Annotated in this window: 14 protein-coding genes; 9 read left to right on the plus strand and 5 right to left on the minus strand. The window is 67.4% G+C overall.

What is annotated here, in order from left to right:
- Positions 1 to 122 precede the first annotated feature (122 nt).
- Together C8J43_RS13345 and tpiA are read right to left on the minus strand one after the other, a co-directional pair.
- Positions 123 to 821: a hypothetical protein gene (locus C8J43_RS13345; protein WP_133031302.1), complete on the minus strand. Its 699-nt coding sequence runs from the start codon at positions 819 to 821 to the stop codon at positions 123 to 125.
- Between the two features lie 106 nt (positions 822 to 927).
- Positions 928 to 1,674, minus strand: coding sequence for a triose-phosphate isomerase (gene tpiA / locus C8J43_RS13350; RefSeq protein ID WP_133031467.1), 747 nt, complete (start codon positions 1,672 to 1,674; stop codon positions 928 to 930).
- A 158-nt stretch (positions 1,675 to 1,832) separates the two neighbouring features.
- Here tpiA and C8J43_RS13355 point away from each other — a divergent pair, with 158 nt between their 5' ends.
- Both C8J43_RS13355 and trpE read left to right on the plus strand, forming a co-directional pair.
- Positions 1,833 to 3,788 carry a peptidylprolyl isomerase gene (locus tag C8J43_RS13355; RefSeq protein ID WP_133031303.1) on the plus strand — a complete coding sequence of 652 codons (1,956 nt, stop codon included), beginning with the start codon at positions 1,833 to 1,835 and terminating at the stop codon, positions 3,786 to 3,788.
- Positions 3,789 to 3,792: 4 nt separating this feature from the next.
- Positions 3,793 to 5,286 (plus strand): anthranilate synthase component I, encoded by a 1,494-nt coding sequence (trpE, locus tag C8J43_RS13360; RefSeq protein ID WP_133031304.1) that lies wholly within the window; start codon positions 3,793 to 3,795, stop codon positions 5,284 to 5,286.
- Between the two features lie 67 nt (positions 5,287 to 5,353).
- Here the strand turns inward: trpE and C8J43_RS13365 are convergent, their stop codons facing one another.
- Positions 5,354 to 5,758, minus strand: a complete 405-nt coding sequence (locus C8J43_RS13365) for a hypothetical protein (RefSeq protein WP_133031305.1) — start codon at positions 5,756 to 5,758, stop codon at positions 5,354 to 5,356.
- 187 nt (positions 5,759 to 5,945) lie between these two features.
- On the opposite strand from C8J43_RS13365, the gene C8J43_RS13370 reads away from it, so the two are divergent.
- From C8J43_RS13370 to moaC, 4 genes are read left to right on the plus strand one after another with little or no spacing between them, the layout of a single operon-like run.
- Positions 5,946 to 6,542 (plus strand): aminodeoxychorismate/anthranilate synthase component II, encoded by a 597-nt coding sequence (locus C8J43_RS13370; protein ID WP_133031306.1) that lies wholly within the window; start codon positions 5,946 to 5,948, stop codon positions 6,540 to 6,542.
- Entirely contained in the window at positions 6,539 to 7,531 is a 993-nt protein-coding gene (gene trpD / locus C8J43_RS13375) for an anthranilate phosphoribosyltransferase (protein ID WP_133031307.1), read from the plus strand. The genes C8J43_RS13370 and trpD overlap by 4 nt, the downstream gene beginning before the upstream one ends.
- Before the next feature lies 1 nt (position 7,532).
- A complete protein-coding gene (gene trpC / locus C8J43_RS13380; protein ID WP_133031308.1) occupies positions 7,533 to 8,309 on the plus strand; it encodes an indole-3-glycerol phosphate synthase TrpC in 777 nt (258 codons plus the stop codon).
- Complete coding sequence (gene moaC / locus C8J43_RS13385) at positions 8,306 to 8,773, plus strand: cyclic pyranopterin monophosphate synthase MoaC (protein WP_133031309.1); 468 nt, start codon at positions 8,306 to 8,308, stop codon at positions 8,771 to 8,773. Before trpC ends, moaC begins: the two co-directional genes overlap by 4 nt.
- 86 nt (positions 8,774 to 8,859) lie before the next feature.
- Here moaC and C8J43_RS13390 read toward each other — a convergent pair whose 3' ends face one another.
- Positions 8,860 to 9,552 carry an energy transducer TonB gene (locus C8J43_RS13390; protein WP_243645568.1) on the minus strand — a complete coding sequence of 231 codons (693 nt, stop codon included), beginning with the start codon at positions 9,550 to 9,552 and terminating at the stop codon, positions 8,860 to 8,862.
- Positions 9,553 to 10,124: 572 nt separating this feature from the next.
- On the opposite strand from C8J43_RS13390, the gene C8J43_RS13395 reads away from it, so the two are divergent.
- Both C8J43_RS13395 and lexA read left to right on the plus strand, forming a co-directional pair.
- Positions 10,125 to 11,306, plus strand: a complete 1,182-nt coding sequence (locus C8J43_RS13395) for a molybdopterin molybdotransferase MoeA (protein WP_133031311.1) — start codon at positions 10,125 to 10,127, stop codon at positions 11,304 to 11,306.
- Positions 11,307 to 11,374: 68 nt separating this feature from the next.
- Entirely contained in the window at positions 11,375 to 12,049 is a 675-nt protein-coding gene (gene lexA / locus C8J43_RS13400) for a transcriptional repressor LexA (protein WP_133031312.1), read from the plus strand.
- Between the two features lie 690 nt (positions 12,050 to 12,739).
- Here lexA and C8J43_RS13405 read toward each other — a convergent pair.
- Positions 12,740 to 14,923: a ComEC/Rec2 family competence protein gene (locus C8J43_RS13405; protein ID WP_207893404.1), complete on the minus strand. Its 2,184-nt coding sequence runs from the start codon at positions 14,921 to 14,923 to the stop codon at positions 12,740 to 12,742.
- A 90-nt stretch (positions 14,924 to 15,013) separates the two neighbouring features.
- Here C8J43_RS13405 and gltX point away from each other — a divergent pair, with 90 nt between their 5' ends.
- Positions 15,014 to 16,444, plus strand: a complete 1,431-nt coding sequence (gltX, locus tag C8J43_RS13410; RefSeq protein ID WP_243645569.1) for a glutamate--tRNA ligase — start codon at positions 15,014 to 15,016, stop codon at positions 16,442 to 16,444.
- The last annotated feature ends 5 nt before the right edge of the window (positions 16,445 to 16,449 follow it).

The raw sequence follows: 16,449 nt of genomic DNA on the forward strand, positions 1-16,449 counted from the left end.
ACACCCCGTCATCCCCGCGCAGGCGGGGATCCATAATCTCAGGTGTCAGTGATCACACCGATACGATAGCCAGTATGGGTTCCCGCCTCCGCGGGAATGACGGCTGTGATGGCGTAACTGGATCACCCCGTCGCGAACTGCCCAAACGGCAGCAACTTGTCCGCCAGCGCCTTCGTCGCATTCGCATCGCCAGCCCGCAACGGCACCAGCACCGCTACCGCAGCTTTCCGCACATACCCGTCGATAGCGGTCGGCGTCGGTGCCCTGCTCGCGGTCTCGACCAGCGCCCGTCCCCGCGCATCGTTCGGATCCAGCTCCAACCGCAACAACCCGGCCAGCCCGGCAAACATCGCGCGGTTGCCACCCAACGCCACCGACTTGTCCAAAGCCTCGAACCCGACTGCCTTCTGCGCCCCCGCAACCGCACGCCCGACGAACCGTCCGAGCTTTGCGATCACGCCGACATGCCAGGCGCCCAACGCAGCCTGCGCCTCGGCGTTGCGCGGATAACGGACGACCAGCGCCTCATATTGTTTCCGCGCGGCGATCGCCTGACCCCGGTTACCGAGCAGCTTGGCGCGGTACCCGTTCGCCATCGCCTGCATGATCGCGGCCTCGGCATCGTTCGGCGATCGGCTCAGCGCCTGCCCCGCCGCTGCCGCCGCCCGGTCGATCCGCGCCAGCGCGACGCTGCGATCGCGGTCGACGAATCCAGCCTGCGTCAGCAACTCGCGCGGCGTCTCCGCCCGTACCGGCGTCGAGCAAAGGACGGCGCAAATCGCCGCCGAGGCCCCAACGTAACCGGAATACCATCTGGTCATACCAACCTCGCACGAAAGCAGCGTCACGCCAATCCGACCACCGAATCGTCCGTTAAGCATAAGTCGATAATGTTTATCGGGACTTAACAAACAATCGCGCAAGCCCTCAAAGTGTTGCCGCCGCCTCGATGATAGGCACGAACTTCTCCGCGGTCAGGCTCGCACCGCCGACCAGCGCACCATCGACGTTCGGCGTCGACAGGATCGCCGCCGCATTCGCCCCCGTCACCGACCCGCCGTACAGGATCCGCACGCCCGCCGCCGCGTCACCGATCAGCATCCGCAACTTGGCGCGCGCAATCGCATGGATCGCCGCGATCTCGTCCAGCGTCGGCGTGCGTCCCGTGCCGATCGCCCAACGCGGCTCATAAGCGAGCGTGAACCAGCTCCCGTCCGCATTGTCCGGCACCGATTTCTCGATCTGCGCCTGCACGACACGCTCGGCACGGTCCGCATCGCGCTCCGCCTCGGTCTCGCCGCAGCACAGAATGACCTGCAAACCCTGCCGCCGCGCCGCCGCCGCCTTCGCCCACGCGTCGTGGCTCGTCTCGTGCTGATCAGCGCGTCGCTCCGAATGACCGACGATCGTGAACGATGCGCCGACTTCCTTGACCATCGCCGCCGAGACGCAGCCGGTATGCGCGCCCGAATCCGCCTCGTGCACGTCCTCCGCACCGATCGCCAACCCCGGCACGCGTTGCGACGCCGCATCGATCAGCGTGAACGGCACCGCGACCGACACGTCGATCCCCGGCGCTGCCTGCGCTGCCGCCGCGATCGCCTCGAGTTCGACGAGCATCGCCCGCGACCCGTTCATCTTCCAGTTTCCGGCTACAAGCTTCCGCCGCATCACGATCTCCCGCATGTTTTGCCCAGCGATAGCGACGCGACCGCCCTGCACAAGCCCGCACGGGACGACACGACCCGAAGGACTGTGCAACCGCCCGACTTGAAGAGCCGCCCTCGCCCCCGTAAAGCAACCGCGTTCCCATCCCTGTCGATCGGCTGTCCATGCTCGCTTTCTTTCGTCGCCTTACCCATTCGAAGGTCGGCGTGGTCATCACCTTCATCGTGCTCGGCGTCATCGCACTCGCGTTCGCGGCCGGCGACATCACGGGCTTGAGCTCAATGACCGGTGGCGCAGGGATCACCGGTGGCGACGTCGCCAAGGTCGGCAAGGCCGAGGTCACCGTAAACGAACTCAAGACGCCGGCGCAGACGCAGCTCGAAGGCTTCCGCCAGGAACAGCCGACGCTCGACATGGCGACCTTCGTCAACCAGGGCGGGCTCGACGGCACGCTCGACCGGATCGTCTCCAGCATGGCGCTCGAACAGTTCGGCCGTGCGCAGGGCATGGTCGTCAGCAAGCGCGCCGTCGACGGCCAGATCGCCAGCATCCCCGCGTTGCAGGGACCGACCGGCAAGTTCGACGAGAATTTGTACCGTCAGGTGCTCGCCCAGCGGAAGCTGACCGACGCGCAGATTCGCAGCGACATCGTCCGCGACACGTTCGCGCAACAGCTTACCATTCCGAGCACCGGCGCGACCCAGGTCGCCAGCCAACTCGCGCTCCCTTACGCATCGCTGCTGCTCGAAAAGCGCACCGGCACGATCGGCTTCATCCCCGCCGCGGTCGTCCCAGCGGGCCCCGCGCCGAGCGATGCCGACCTCGCCACCTTCTACAAGCGCAACATCGCACGCTACACCGTGCCCGAGCGTCGCATCGTCCGCTACGCGATCGTCTCGCCTGACCGGGTCAAGGCGCAGGCCGTCCCGACCGACGCCGAGATCGCCAAGACCTACCAGCAGGACCGCGCCCGCTATGCGGCGACCGAAAAGCGCACGATCACGCAGGTCGTCATCGCCGACCAGGCCGGTGCCACCGCGCTTGCCGCCAAGGTGAAGGCCGGCACCAGCCTCGCTGACGCTGCCCGTGCAGCAGGCCTCGAAGCCTCGACTCAGGCCGGCGTCGAGAAGGCTGCCTATGCCGGCACCGCCTCCGCGCAGGTCGCCGATGCCGTGTTCGCCGCCCCCAGCGGCGCGGTGATCGGCCCGGTCCGCACGCAGCTCGGCTGGACGGTCGCCAAGGTCGACAAGATCGAGAACGTCGCCGGTCGCTCGCTCGACGAGGTCCGTGGCGAGATCGCTGCTGCACTCGGCATCCAGAAGGCCGCGGCCGCGCTGTCCGACGTCCATGATAAGATCGACGACTCGCTTTCGAAGAACGCGACGTTCGACGAAGTGATCGCCGACCAGAAGCTCGCCGCCGTCACCACGCCGGCGCTGATCGCCAACGGCGTCAACCCCGACGATGCCGCCAGCAAGCCCGATCCCGCGATCGCGCCGCTTGTCGCTGCCGCGTTCCAGGCCGCCGATGGCGACGGGCCGCAGCTCGTTCAGCTCGGCACCGATGGCGGCTTCGCGGTCGTCGCGCTCGGCCGCGTCGTTCCCGCCACCCCGCGCCCGCTGGCACAGGTTCGCGCCGACGTGCTCCGCGACGTGACCACCGATCGCTCACGCCAGGCTGCGCGGAAGGTCGCCGCTGACGTGCTCGCCCGTATCAACAAGGGGATGCCGATCCAGCAGTCGCTCGCGCAGACCAAGCTACCGCTTCCCGCCGCGCGTCCGCTGACCGCGTCGCGCGCGCAGATCGCCGCCGATCCGCGCGGTGCCCCGCCGGCCCTCGCGCTGATGTTCAGCATGGCGCCGAACACTGCCAAGACGCTTGCCGCACCCGACGACAGCGGCTGGTTCATCATCAAGCTCGACAGCATCGCCAGCGGCAACGCAGCCGGCAATCAGGCTGCGATCAAGGCCGCGCGCGGCAACATCGCCCGCTCGGTCGGTCGCGAATATGTCGAGCAGTTCGCCAAGGCGGTCCGCGCCGACGTCGGCGTGAAGACCAACGCAACCTCGATCGCCCGCGTCCGTGCCGACCTGCTCGGCCAGGGCGCTGCCGGGAACTGATCGTATGAAGAGCGCGCGCGAAGCTTTGGCCGAAGGGCGTCCCGCGCTCGTCTGGCGTCGTCAGGTCGCCGATACCGAGACGCCGGTCGCCGCGGCGCTGAAGCTGATCGAGCCGGGGCGTGGCGACTTCCTGCTCGAATCGGTCGAGGGCGGCGCGATCCGCGGTCGCCACAGCCTGATCGGCCTTGCGCCCGACCTGCTGTTCCGCGCGCACGGCCACAGCGCCGAGATCAACCGTCACTGGGCCACCGATCGCGAGACGTTCGCGCCGTGCCCCGTGCCTACGCTCGACGCGTTGCGCGCGTTGGTCGCCGAATGCCGTGCGGAGGTTCCGCCCGAACTACCGCGCGCGCTTGCCTGCCTCGTCGGCTATTTCGGCTATGAGACGATCGGCCTGGTCGAGACTCTGCCGCAGCCGCCGGTCGATCCGCTCGGCCTGCCCGACATGATCTTCGTACGACCGACCGTCATCCTGGTGTTCGATCGCTTGACCGACGCGCTGTACCTCGTCGCGCCGGCCTGGCCCGATCCCGCACGCGATGCCGACTTGATCGTGACCGAAGCCGAAGAGCGCCTCGACGCGGTCGCCGCCAAGCTCGCCAGCACGCCCGTCCCCGCACCGATCCGCGCCGACGTCGCCGAACCGACTTACACGCCCGCGCTTCCCGAGGGCCGCTACGGCGAGATGGTCGCCGCGGCAAAGGACTACATCCTCGCCGGCGACATCTTCCAGGTCGTGCTCGCGCAACGCTTCAGTACGCCGTTCGCACTGCCGCCGTTCGAGCTCTACCGCTCGCTACGCCGCATCAACCCGTCGCCTTTCCTGTATCACCTCGACCTGCCGGGCTTCGCGCTGATCGGATCGAGCCCCGAGATCCTCGTCCGCGTCCGCGACGACGAAGTCACGATCCGCCCGATCGCCGGCACCCGCCCGCGCGGCAAGACCGCCGCCGAGGACGAAGCGAACCGCATCAGCCTGCTCGCCGACCCCAAGGAGCGCGCGGAACATCTGATGCTGCTCGATCTCGGCCGCAACGACGTCGGTCGCGCCGCGTCGCCGGGCTCGGTGAAGGTGACCGCCAGCTACGGCGTGGAATTCTACAGCCACGTCATGCACATCGTCTCGAACGTCGTCGGCACGCTGTCGCCCGACAAGGACGCGCTCGACGCGTTGTTCGCCGGCTTCCCCGCCGGCACCGTCAGCGGCGCACCGAAAGTCCGCGCCTGCCAGATCATCGCCGAGTTGGAACCCGAACGGCGCGGCGCGTACGCAGGCGGGGTCGGCTATTTCTCCCCCGACGGCTCGATGGACTCGTGCATCGTGCTGCGAACGGCGGTGGTGAAGGACGGCACGATCCACGTGCAGGCGGGGGCCGGCATCGTCGCCGACAGCATCCCCGAATACGAACAGCGCGAATGCGAAGCCAAGGCCGGCGCGATCCTCGCCGCCGCACGCGAAGCGGTCAGCCGGGCGAAGGCACCGGGCTTCGGTCAGTAGGCAGAGTGGCTACCCGTGAAGGCAGGGAACCAGTCTTGGTCCCTGCCTTCACCGGAGAACGACAGACTTACGGCTGCGGGTTCGACTCGGTAGCCGACGCACGACGCTCCGCCGCATACGCCTGGTTGCGCTGCATGAAGCAGCCCGACTGGCCACCCGTGCCGACCGCCGAACACGTATCCGGCAATCCGCCAGCCACACGCCCCACCTGATCCATCGTCGCCGCGCGGTTGACCCAGCTCTGGTTCTGAGCCGCGACCGGCTTGTCGTCGCGCAGCGATTTCGGGATGCGATAGGGCTGGTCGAGCGTCGAACAGACGACGATCTCGCCGCCGCTCGACTTCGGACATTTCTGGTCGCCGGTCAGCGTCACGCTGCGAATACGCTGCGGCGGCGTGTCGACTTGTGCGTCCTGCGCCGAGGCCATGGCGGGAAGTGCGATCAGTGCAGCGAGGACGGCGGTACGAAACATCGGTTAAGCTCCTTTGAAAGGATAACGTCCAGCACGCGGCATTGCTCCGCCCTGAATGATAGCGCTCATATAGGAGCGGTGCCCGGCTCTCGCGACTGCAGCACGACAGAATTGCGACGGCCCGTCCAACGGCCTCGGTTTGCGGCAACACCGTTGCGCGGCGTGACGCATCGGCTATGGCGGCGCCATGATCCTCGTCGTCGACAATTACGACAGCTTCACCTGGAACCTCGTCCATTATCTGATGGAACTGGGTGTCGAGGTCGAAGTCGTCCGCAACGATGCGATCTCCGCCGGGCAGGCTCTGTCGTCGGGCGCGGACGCGTTCCTTATTTCCCCCGGCCCCTGCACGCCGACCGAGGCGGGCGTCAGCCTCGAGCTCGTCGCCGCCTGCGCGGATGCCGGCAAGCCACTGCTGGGCGTGTGCCTCGGCCACCAGGCGATCGGCCAGCATTTCGGCGGCAAGGTCGAACGCGGTGGCCTGATGCACGGCAAGACCTCGCCCGTCGTCCACGACGACACCGGGCTCTACGCTGGCCTGCCCTCGCCGTTCATCGCCACGCGCTACCACTCGCTGATCGTCAACGCGGTCCCCGACACGCTGGTCGTCAACGCGACCGCGCAGGACGGCACGGTGATGGGCTTCCGCCACGAGACGCTGCCGATCCACGGGGTGCAGTTCCACCCCGAAAGCATCGCTACGGAACACGGCCACGCGATGCTGGCCAATTTCCTGAAGATGGCCGGGATCCCGGTGATACCGCGCGAAGGCCTGGAGCTGTGATCACCACCACCGTTCTCCCAGACCCCAGCTCCCCCCTCTCCCGCGAATCCGCCCGCGAGGCGTTCGCCGACATCCTCGACGCCCGCGCGAGCGACGACGCGATCGCCACCTTCCTCACCGATCTCGCGACCCGCGGCGAAACCAGCATCGAGATCGCCGAAGCCGCGCGCGCGCTCCGCAACCGGATGATCCCGATCGACGCCCCCGCCGGCGCGATCGACGTCTGCGGAACCGGCGGCGACGGCCACCACACCTTGAACGTCTCGACCGCCGTCGCGCTGGTCGTCGCAGCGTGCGGCGTCCCCGTCGCCAAGCACGGCAACCGCGCCGCCTCCAGCAAGGCCGGCGCCGCCGACACGCTCGAAGTCCTCGGCCTCGACATGGACCGCGCCGGCGCCACTGCGGAGGCAAGCCTCAACGAGATCGGCATCGCCTTTCTGTTCGCCGCCAACCACCACCCGGCGATGAAGCGCATCACCCCGATCCGGCAACGCATCGGCAAGCGCACGATCTTCAACCTGATGGGCCCGCTCGCCAACCCGGCCGGCACCACCCGGCAACTCATCGGCATCGCCCGCCCCGACTACGTCACGCTCTACGCCGAAGCGCTCGAGCAGCTCGGCACCGAAGCCGCGCTCGTCGTCTCCGGCGAAGAAGGCCTCGACGAACTGTCGGGCGCCGGCCCCAGCATCGTCGCCTCGGTCGGCACCGTAACGCTGCCCGCCAACGTCGCCCCCGAAGACGCCGGCCTTACGCGCCACGCCATCACCGACATCCGCGGCGGCGACGCGCACCACAACGCCGACGCGCTCCGCCGCCTGCTCAAGGGCGAGACCGGCGCCTACCGCGACGCCGTCCTGCTCAACGCCGCCGCCGCCTTGATGGTCGCCGGCACCGTCCCCACTCTCGTCGACGGCGCGGCCAAAGCCGCCGCCGCCCTCGACACCGGCAGCGCCGACGCGCTGCTCGCCCGCTGGATCGCCTACTGACATGACCATGCTCGACCGTATCCTCGAGACCAAGCGCGCCGAAGTTGCCGCGCGCAAGGCCACGACCTCGCTCGCCGACATCGACGCCGGCATCGCCCGCATGTCGAAGCCCCGTGGCTTCCGCGCCGCGCTCGACGCCAAGACCGGCTACGCGCTGGTCGCCGAGGTCAAAAAAGCGAGTCCGTCGAAAGGCCTCATCCGCGCCGATTTCGATCCCGTAGCCCACGCCCGCGCCTACGAAGCGGGCGGCGCCGCGTGCCTCTCGGTGCTGACCGACGAAAAGTGGTTCCAGGGCTCCGACGCCTACCTGACGGCGGCGCGCGACGCCGTTTCGATCCCCGTCCTGCGGAAGGACTTCATGGTCGACCCCTGGCAGTCGACCGAGGCACGCGCGATCGGCGCCGACTGCATCCTGATCATCGTCGCGGCACTCGACGATATCCAGATGGCCGAGATCGAAGCGTCCGCGCTCGAATGCGGCATGGACGTGCTGGTCGAAGTCCACGACGCGCACGAGATGGAGCGTGCACTGAGGCTCAAGTCGCGCCTGATCGGCGTCAACAACCGCGACCTGCGCGACTTCTCGGTCGACTTCCAGCGCACCTACGACCTCGTCGGCAAGGCCCCGAAGGACTGCACCTTTGTCGCTGAAAGCGGGCTCACGACGCGCGCCGAACTCGACGCGATGGCCGAACACGACATCCACTGCTTCCTGATCGGCGAAGCACTCATGCGCCAGAACGACGTCGAAGCGGCAACGCGCGCTCTCGTCGGATGACCGGCCTCACCCACATCGACGAAGCCGGCGCGGCCCGCATGGTCGACGTCGGCGGCAAGGCGGTCACCGCCCGCGAAGCCATCGCCTCCGGCCGCATCACCATGTCCGCCGAAGCCGCCGCGGCGATCGGCGCCGGCACCGCAAAAAAGGGCGATGTCCTCGCCGTCGCGCGCGTCGCGGGCATCATGGCCGCCAAGCGCACCAGCGACCTCATCCCCCTCTGCCACCCGCTCCCGCTGACGAAGGTGGAAATCGAACTCGTGGTGGACGAAACCGGCGTAACCGCCACCGCCACCGCCTCGACCGAAGGCAAGACCGGCGTCGAAATGGAAGCTCTGACGGCTGCCACGGTAACGCTCCTCACGATCTACGACATGGCCAAAGCGATCGACAAGACGATGGTCCTCTCGGACATCCGCGTCCGCGCAAAGTCGGGCGGCAAATCCGGCAACTGGACCGCGTAACCAAACCCTCTCCCCAACGGGGAGAGGGAAAGACGCCAAAGGCGGCGAGGGTGAGGGCACGCCAAGCAGAACGCGCTCAGCTGAACTCAATCCCCACCCATAGCCCACTCGTGATCCTCCACGATCGTAGACTCCACCGGCCGCCCCGCCGCATCGAGCGAGGGATCATACCGAAACCGCTCCTCGATCAACCGGCACGTCAGCGCATCGAGCTCCCGGCTCCCGCTCGACCGCGTGACCCGGCACCGCGAAACCCGGCCATCGGTCTGGACCAGATACCGCACCGAAACCCGCCCCCGGATCCCCGTCTCGGCCGCCTCGCGCGGATAGTCCGAGTCCTTCAACCGCCCCCTACGCCATCGCGGCGGCGTCTCCTCGCCCCCGCCGCCATCGCCGTCGCCATATCCCCCACTCCCGGTGCCATTCCCGACTCCGCCACTTCCGGTCCCCGGCCCGCGAACATCCGAAGCGCCCGCCGTCGCCTGCGCCCCCACCCCCGCCTTCTCCGCAACCACGACCGGCGGCGGCACCACGACCGGCACCACCGGAGGCGGCGCCACCAATTCGGTAGCCTTCGACTTCAAATTAGGCGGCGACGCAGCCCCCTCAGGCTTGCGGCTAGGCGAAGGCCGAGGCCTGACCTTCTCCTCAGGTGGCGGTGGCGGCGGCGGCGCCGCATCGAACACCTTCAACGCATCGCTCACCGCCGCCGGCATCGTCACCACCAGCCCGTTGAGCAGCGCATAGCCCAGCACTCCCGGCAACAGGACAGCGCCCACCGCCGCCCCGATCCTGTCTCTCGCCCGAGGCTGATTCCGTGTCATCATGCTGATCTGGTGTCTCTTTCCCCCAAACAAAGCCTCGCAAAGGATGAACCCGCGCTGGCTAGAGGTTCGAAGGGCGCGAAGGCGATCACCCGCATCCCCTCGCCGACCCGAAAGAAAGCAGCGGCACCAACCTACCAGCACCACACCAGCGAACTGGCTCCACCCCGGCGAAGGCCGGGGCCCAATCGGGAAGGCCAACATTATAGCAACCGCCCTCCGCCCAACTCTTGTTTCCCCGCGAAGGCGGGGACCCAGCCTGGGCTCCCGCCTTCGCGGGAGAACAAGGAGGGGGAGCTGCGACGAACCGCCCTGCCACCGGCCGCAGTCCCAACAACATCTGTCCTACATCCCAAACCCATGGCAAAGCGCCAGACACACCCGAAACTCGCCCCCTCCCGCCGGACCTTCTACCGGACGAAACCGTTCCAAACCCGAACCCCAGAACGACTCCCGCGAAAAGTCTCCCAGCGTGTGAACTTCCTGCACTTCCGGCAGGAAAACCACCTAATATCAGAGCCAAAAGCATGACCCTAGTCCCCGTAGCCGAAGCCCAGTCCCGCCTCTTCACCATGGCCCCCCGCGTCGGCCACGACACCGTGACGTTACGCGAGGCCGCCGGCCGCTGGGCCGCCAAAGACATCCTCGCCCGCCGCACGCAGCCCGCGGCCGACCTCTCGGCCATGGACGGCTACGCGATCCGCTACGCCGACCTCCCGGGCCCCTGGACCGTCATCGGCGAAAGCGCCGCCGGCCGCCCCTTCGCAGGCCACGTCGCCACCGGCCAAGCCACCCGCATCTTCACCGGCGCAGCAATGCCCGACGGCGCCGACACCGTCATGGTACAGGAAGAAGCCGAGCGTGACGGCGAAACCCTGATCCTAGCCGGCGAAGGCCCCCCGACGCTCGGCCGCAACACCCGCCGCAAGGGCCTCGACTTCTCCACCGGCACCCGCCTGATCGCCGCCGGCGACCGCCTCAGTCCCGCACGCATCGCCATCGCCGCGACTGGCGGCCACGGCAGCCTCACCGTCAACCGCCGCGTCCGCGTCGCCGTCGCCGCCACCGGCGACGAACTCGTCCCCCCCGGCTCGACCACCGACGGCGTCGCGCTCCCCGAATCGAACGGCATCATGCTCGCCGCAATGCTCGCCGACATGCCCGTCGACATCATCGACCTCGGCATCCTGCCCGACAATCTCGAAATCCTCCGCGATGCCTTCGCCAGCGTGCAGGCAGACCTGCTCGTCACCACCGGCGGCGCGTCGGTCGGCGATCACGACCTCGTCCGCCCGGCGATCGAAGCCGCTGGCGGCACCATCGATTTCTGGCGGATCGCGCTGCGCCCCGGCAAGCCGATGATGGCCGGCCGGATCGGCGAGATGATGGTGCTCGGCCTCCCAGGCAACCCGGTCTCCGCGTTCGTCACCGCGACGCTGTTCGTGAAACCCGTCGTCGCGCACATGGCCGGCGCACGCGATCCGCTCCCTCAGTCGACCCACGCGCTGCTCGGCGAAGACCTGCCTGCGAACAACGCCCGCACCGATTATCTCCGCGCCGAACTGCGCGACGGCAAAGCCTATGCCTCGACGATCCAGGACAGCTCGATGCTGCTCACGCTCGCCCGTTCGACCTGCCTGATCGTCCGCCCCGGTAACGCCCCCGTCGCAAAGACAGGCGAATCGGCGGAAATCCTCGTGATCGCGTGAAGCGAGCGCTTGACGGCGTTAATTATGTTCCATAGAAGTTCCCAGTCTGTTCCGGACGGAGAACCGCCATGCTCACGCGCAAGCAGCACGAACTCGTCTGCTTCATCAACGATCGCCTCAACGATACCGGCGTCTCGCCGTCGTTCGAGGAGATGAAGGACGCACTCGATCTCAAGTCGAAGTCGGGCGTCCACCGTCTGATCAGCGCGCTCGAGGAGCGCAACTTCATCCGCCGCCTGCCGAACCGCGCGCGCGCGCTCGAAGTGCTCCGCATGCCCGAGCGCCCGGAAAAGAAGACCCCATCCAAGCCGTCGAACGTCAAGGCAGCCCCCGCCGCCGCGACCCCGCAACCGGCCAACGACGTCATCGAGATTCCCCTCCACGGCCGCATCGCCGCCGGCGTCCCGATCGAGGCATTCGAAGGCAGCACGATGCTCGCCGTCCCCGCCGCACTCCTCGGCACCGGCGAACACTACGCGCTGGAAGTCTCAGGCGATTCGATGGTCGAAGCCGGCATCCTCGACGGCGATTACGCCCTGATCCGCCGCACCGAGACCGCCCGGGACGGAGAGATCGTGGTAGCCCTGATTGAAGACAGCGAAGCCACTCTAAAATACTTCCGTCGCGAAGGCGCCATGGTCCGCCTCGACCCGGCAAACCGAGCCTACGCCCCCCAACGCTACGCCCCCGCCCAAGTCCGCGTCCAAGGCAAACTCTCCGGCATCCTCCGCCGCTACGACTGAGGCGCGGAGGGGTAGCCGATATGGTCGCCCGGCCCGTCGGCCTCGTTCTCCGGTCGCACCGGCGAGGCAGGATGCCGATCGGCAGGACGGATTCCTCGTTGCGTCGGTTACCGGGCAATAGAATTGTTCAACAGGCCCGGCAACTTGCGCAATAGCGTTGAAGATAGCGCAAGTGTTTTGATGCAGTCTTCACACAATGCCGTGAGTCGCGTGGACGTCTATTTTTAATTCGGCATGGTATTCGGAAGACGATTTTACATTTCATTAAAAAACGGCGCTTGCGGCCCAAATCTATAATCTCTGCGCCTCCGCGCCTCTGCGCGAACATGTCATCGACAACCCTCGGCGCAACAGAAGATTGGTTCGCGCAGAGGCGCAGAGACGCAGAGGCGTTCCGCTCCGAGAAGAACGCCGCTGTTCCAAATGCCTTCGGAACGAGACCCAGACAACCGCCCGCCAAATTTACTCTGCCCTGCAAAACTTCTCCGCGTCTCCGCGTGAACATTCATCTCACTACAATGCCTACGGCTACGGATGATTGTGTTCACGCGAAGGCACAAAGCGGTTGTGTCTGGACCAGACTACCCTTCTTCCCGGGCACAGAGGAAGCCGACATGACGCTCTCGTTTGTTGAATGGCCGCGGTCTCCCGAATCGCACCACCTTAGCGCCTTGTGATCAATTTTACGCATCAGCGTCTTCCATTTGCTCGAAACGCGGATGCTGAGCCCCTAAACCCGCCTTGCTGCGGCTTGAAAGAATATGGAGTGCGTTCGAGGATCGGCGGATCGCGCCAGGGGTGGCGGTCGCCCGCGTTCAGTATCGTCACGACCGTCCCCGTCCCCAAGGTCAGCGCGACGCCGCCCGTCCTCCGTAAAACGCGGCGATCCAGTTTCAGCCACCGCGGTACGCACCGCTTCGGCAGGCCACGTTCGCTAACGACGACGTCGGCTTTACGACAGGCGGCAATCAACTCGGCGATCGGCACCATATAGGCGCTGCGTGTCGCAAGAACCCGCCACGTACGTCCCCCGGCGGCGATATCAGTGACGCACAGGTCGCGACTGCACCGCGCATCGGGTTGATCCGCCAGCAACAGCGGCTCGCCGTCCACCCCGCCGTTCTCCGCCAGCATGTCGCGCGTATAGTCGCCAGCCCTATCGCGCAGCATTGCGAGCCCCGCCGCCGTCCGTACCGCGACATGGCGTCCGTCACCGGTCACGAGAACGTCCGGGGCCGGCGTCGTCAGCGCCCAGACCGCCCCGATCGCCAGCGGGACCACCCCGAGTCGCCGCCGCCGCGTCCGCCACAAGGCGATCCAGATGCCCCCGACGATCATCAAGGCGAACGCCGCCGTCGGCATCGCGGGCAAGGACCGCACCGATCCTGGCGCGCTGGCAACGATATGCGCGAGCCATAGCAGCGCATCCAGCGACCGCTGGACAAGCCACCAGATCGGTGCACCGAGCCCGCCCGCATCGAGCAGCAACGCCAACGCTTCCAGCGGCATCACCACGAATGTCGTCAGCGGGATCGCGACGATGTTGGCGAATGCGCCGTACAGCCCGGCCTTGTGGAAATGATAGACCGCGATCGGCATCAGCGCGAACTCGACAAGCAGGCCAGTGAGCAACAGCGATGCTACGCCGCGAGCGAGACGGGGCGGTCGTCCCTCCTCGTGGGGCCCGAAAAACGCGCGAACCGAAGGATGCTCGTGCAGCGCCATTATCGCAGTGATTGCCGCGAACGAGAGTTGGAAGCTCGGCCCCGCCGCCGATTCGGGCAGCACGAGCATGACACACGCCGCGCCCGCCGCCACGAGCCGCAAAGTCATCGCCTCGCGCCCCATCGCCAGCGCCGCCAACACGAGCAGCGCAGCGACGCACGACCGAATCGTCGGAACCTGACTGCCCGTCAGCAACGTATAGCCGATTGCCGCCGCCGCTCCCGCCAGCGCAGCGATCAGAGGCAACCGCGCGTGCAACGCCAGCCAAGGACTTAGCGCCAGTAGACGCAACACGATCAGCATCGTCGCCGCTACCGCAGCCGTAATATGCAACCCGCTCACCGACAGCAGATGCGCGAGTCCCGCGCGGCGCATCGCCTCCGAATCCTCTTCGCTGATCGCACCGACGTCGCCGGTCGCGAGCGCCGCCGCGATACCGCCCGCGCTACCGTCCAATCGCGAGACGATGTGATGCGACAGCGCGACGCGGATGCCGGCACCCGACTCGCTCGGCGTCGTGACGACCACCGGTGCGAAGCCCCGCCCAGTCGCGCCGATCCCGCTGAACCACGCGACCCGAGCGAAATCATAGGCGCCCGGCACGGCGGGCAGCGGCGGCGGCATCAGCCGCGCCCGCAGATGCACGACCGCTCCCGTTCCCAGCAGCTTCGGCGCATCCGCTTCCGCCAGATTGACGCGGACACGGTATGGCAGGGCGACCGGTTGCCCGTCGGTCTCCACTCCCTTCCCGATCGGCAGCAGCGTCAGCCGGACCAGCTTGCGCGCAACCAGCGGTTCGATCGCCTCCACCTTGGCCGAGAAACTCGCGATCGTCGGTCCGCCCAACACCGGCCGGGCCACCGACTCTGATCGAGCCCAGATAAGCCCGAGCCCCAGCGCGGCCGTCAGCGACCCGATCGCCAGCGACCGCGCCGCACGCCCGCCATGCCCCACCGCCAGACACGCTAGCCCACCCGCGACCAACACTAATATTGTCACGCACCACGCCGCCGGGTCCGGCAGCGCAAACCACAACGCGATTCCCCCGCCCAGCATCACCGGCAGCCACAGCACCAGCTGGTCGCGCTCCGCCTCGAGCCAGCGTTCCACAGCCAGCCCGACGACAGCCCCCCATCGCGGCACGCCCATTTGTCGCCGCCAAGGACGCATGCTAGGGGCGGCGACGGCTGTCATAGCCATCGTTTTTTCATCGTTCTTACAGTCTGGGAGCACCCGCGGTTGGGCGCAATATCTGATACGGGCACCGCCAATGCGGCCGCACCCGTGGTTACCCGTTTCGCTCCGTCGCCGACGGGGTTCCTGCATCTTGGCGGCGCGCGCACCGCGCTGTTCAACTGGCTGTTCGCAAAAGCAAACGGGGGTAAATTCCTGCTACGGATCGAGGATACCGACCGGGTCCGCTCGACCCAGCCGGCGATCGACGCGATCATCGACGGGATGCGCTGGCTCGGGCTCGACTGGGACGGCGACGTCGTCATGCAGTTCGCGGGTGCCGAGCGTCACGCTCAGGTTGCGCACGAGATGGTCGCGAACGGCCACGCCTATCGCTGCTACATGACCAACGACGAGATTGCCGCGATGCGCGCCGAGGCACAGGCCGCGAAGAAGCCGCTCCGCATCCGCAGTCCGTGGCGCGATCGCCCCGAGAGCGAAGCGCCGAACCTTCCCCACGTCGTCCGTCTGCGCGCGCCGCAGGAAGGTGCCGTCACGATCGAGGACCGCGTCCAGGGCGCCGTCACGGTCAAGAACGAAGAGATCGACGACCTCGTCCTGCTCCGCTCCGACGGCACGCCGACCTACATGCTCGCGGTCGTCGTCGACGATCACGACATGGGCGTCACGCACGTCATCCGCGGTGACGATCACCTCAACAACGCGTTCCGCCAGCTGCCGATCTACCGCGCCATGAACTGGCCCGAGCCGATCTACGCGCACATCCCGCTGATCCACGGTCCCGATGGCGCCAAGCTGTCGAAGCGTCACGGCGCGGTCGGCATCGAGGCCTACCGCGACGAGATGGGGATCCTGCCCGAGGCGTTCGACAATTACCTGTTCCGGCTCGGCTGGGGTCACGGCGACGACGAGATCATCAGCCGCGAGCAGGCCGTCGAATGGTTCGACCTGTCGGGCGTCGGCAAGTCGCCCTCGCGCTTCGACCTGAAGAAGCTCGAGAACCTCAACGGTCATTATATCCGCGAAGCCGACGACGCGCGCCTGGCACAGCTCGCCGCCGACCGTCTCGGCCACGGGTTGCCCGATGGCGGACTCGAACTGCTTACGCGCGCGATGCCAGTACTCAAGCCACGTGCAGCCAACCTGAACGAGCTCGCCGAAGGGTCGAATTTCCTGTTCAGCCAGAGGCCTTTGGCGATGGATGACGCCGCAGCGAGCCTTTTACAGGGTGAAGCGAGTGCGATCCTGAACAACGCGCATGCCGAACTTGACGCGCTCGCCGAGTGGGATACGGAGGCGCTCGAAGGCGCGGTACGGCGCGTGGCCGAAGCGCGGGGCGTCAAGCTCGGCCAGGTCGCACAGCCGCTTCGCGCCGCGCTGACGGGACGCAAGACGTCGCCGGGGATCTTCGATGTGCTCGATTTGCTCGGGCGCGACGAGAGCCTGGGACGGATCGCCGACCGGATGGCTAGCTGATAAGA

It is taken from the genome of Sphingomonas sp. PP-CE-1G-424 (assembly GCF_004341085.1).
Lineage (GTDB): Bacteria > Pseudomonadota > Alphaproteobacteria > Sphingomonadales > Sphingomonadaceae > Sphingomonas.

Coding starts and splice junctions, on each gene's coding strand:
- C8J43_RS13345 (WP_133031302.1), bottom strand. CDS start 821: ATGACCAGATGGTATTCCGGTTACGTTGGGGCCTCGGCGGCGATTTGC.
- C8J43_RS13355 (WP_133031303.1), top strand. CDS start 1,833: ATGCTCGCTTTCTTTCGTCGCCTTACCCATTCGAAGGTCGGCGTGGTC.
- trpE (WP_133031304.1), top strand. CDS start 3,793: ATGAAGAGCGCGCGCGAAGCTTTGGCCGAAGGGCGTCCCGCGCTCGTC.
- C8J43_RS13365 (WP_133031305.1), bottom strand. CDS start 5,758: ATGTTTCGTACCGCCGTCCTCGCTGCACTGATCGCACTTCCCGCCATG.
- C8J43_RS13370 (WP_133031306.1), top strand. CDS start 5,946: ATGATCCTCGTCGTCGACAATTACGACAGCTTCACCTGGAACCTCGTC.
- trpC (WP_133031308.1), top strand. CDS start 7,533: ATGACCATGCTCGACCGTATCCTCGAGACCAAGCGCGCCGAAGTTGCC.
- moaC (WP_133031309.1), top strand. CDS start 8,306: ATGACCGGCCTCACCCACATCGACGAAGCCGGCGCGGCCCGCATGGTC.
- C8J43_RS13395 (WP_133031311.1), top strand. CDS start 10,125: ATGACCCTAGTCCCCGTAGCCGAAGCCCAGTCCCGCCTCTTCACCATG.
- lexA (WP_133031312.1), top strand. CDS start 11,375: ATGCTCACGCGCAAGCAGCACGAACTCGTCTGCTTCATCAACGATCGC.
- C8J43_RS13405 (WP_207893404.1), bottom strand. CDS start 14,923: ATGGGCGTGCCGCGATGGGGGGCTGTCGTCGGGCTGGCTGTGGAACGC.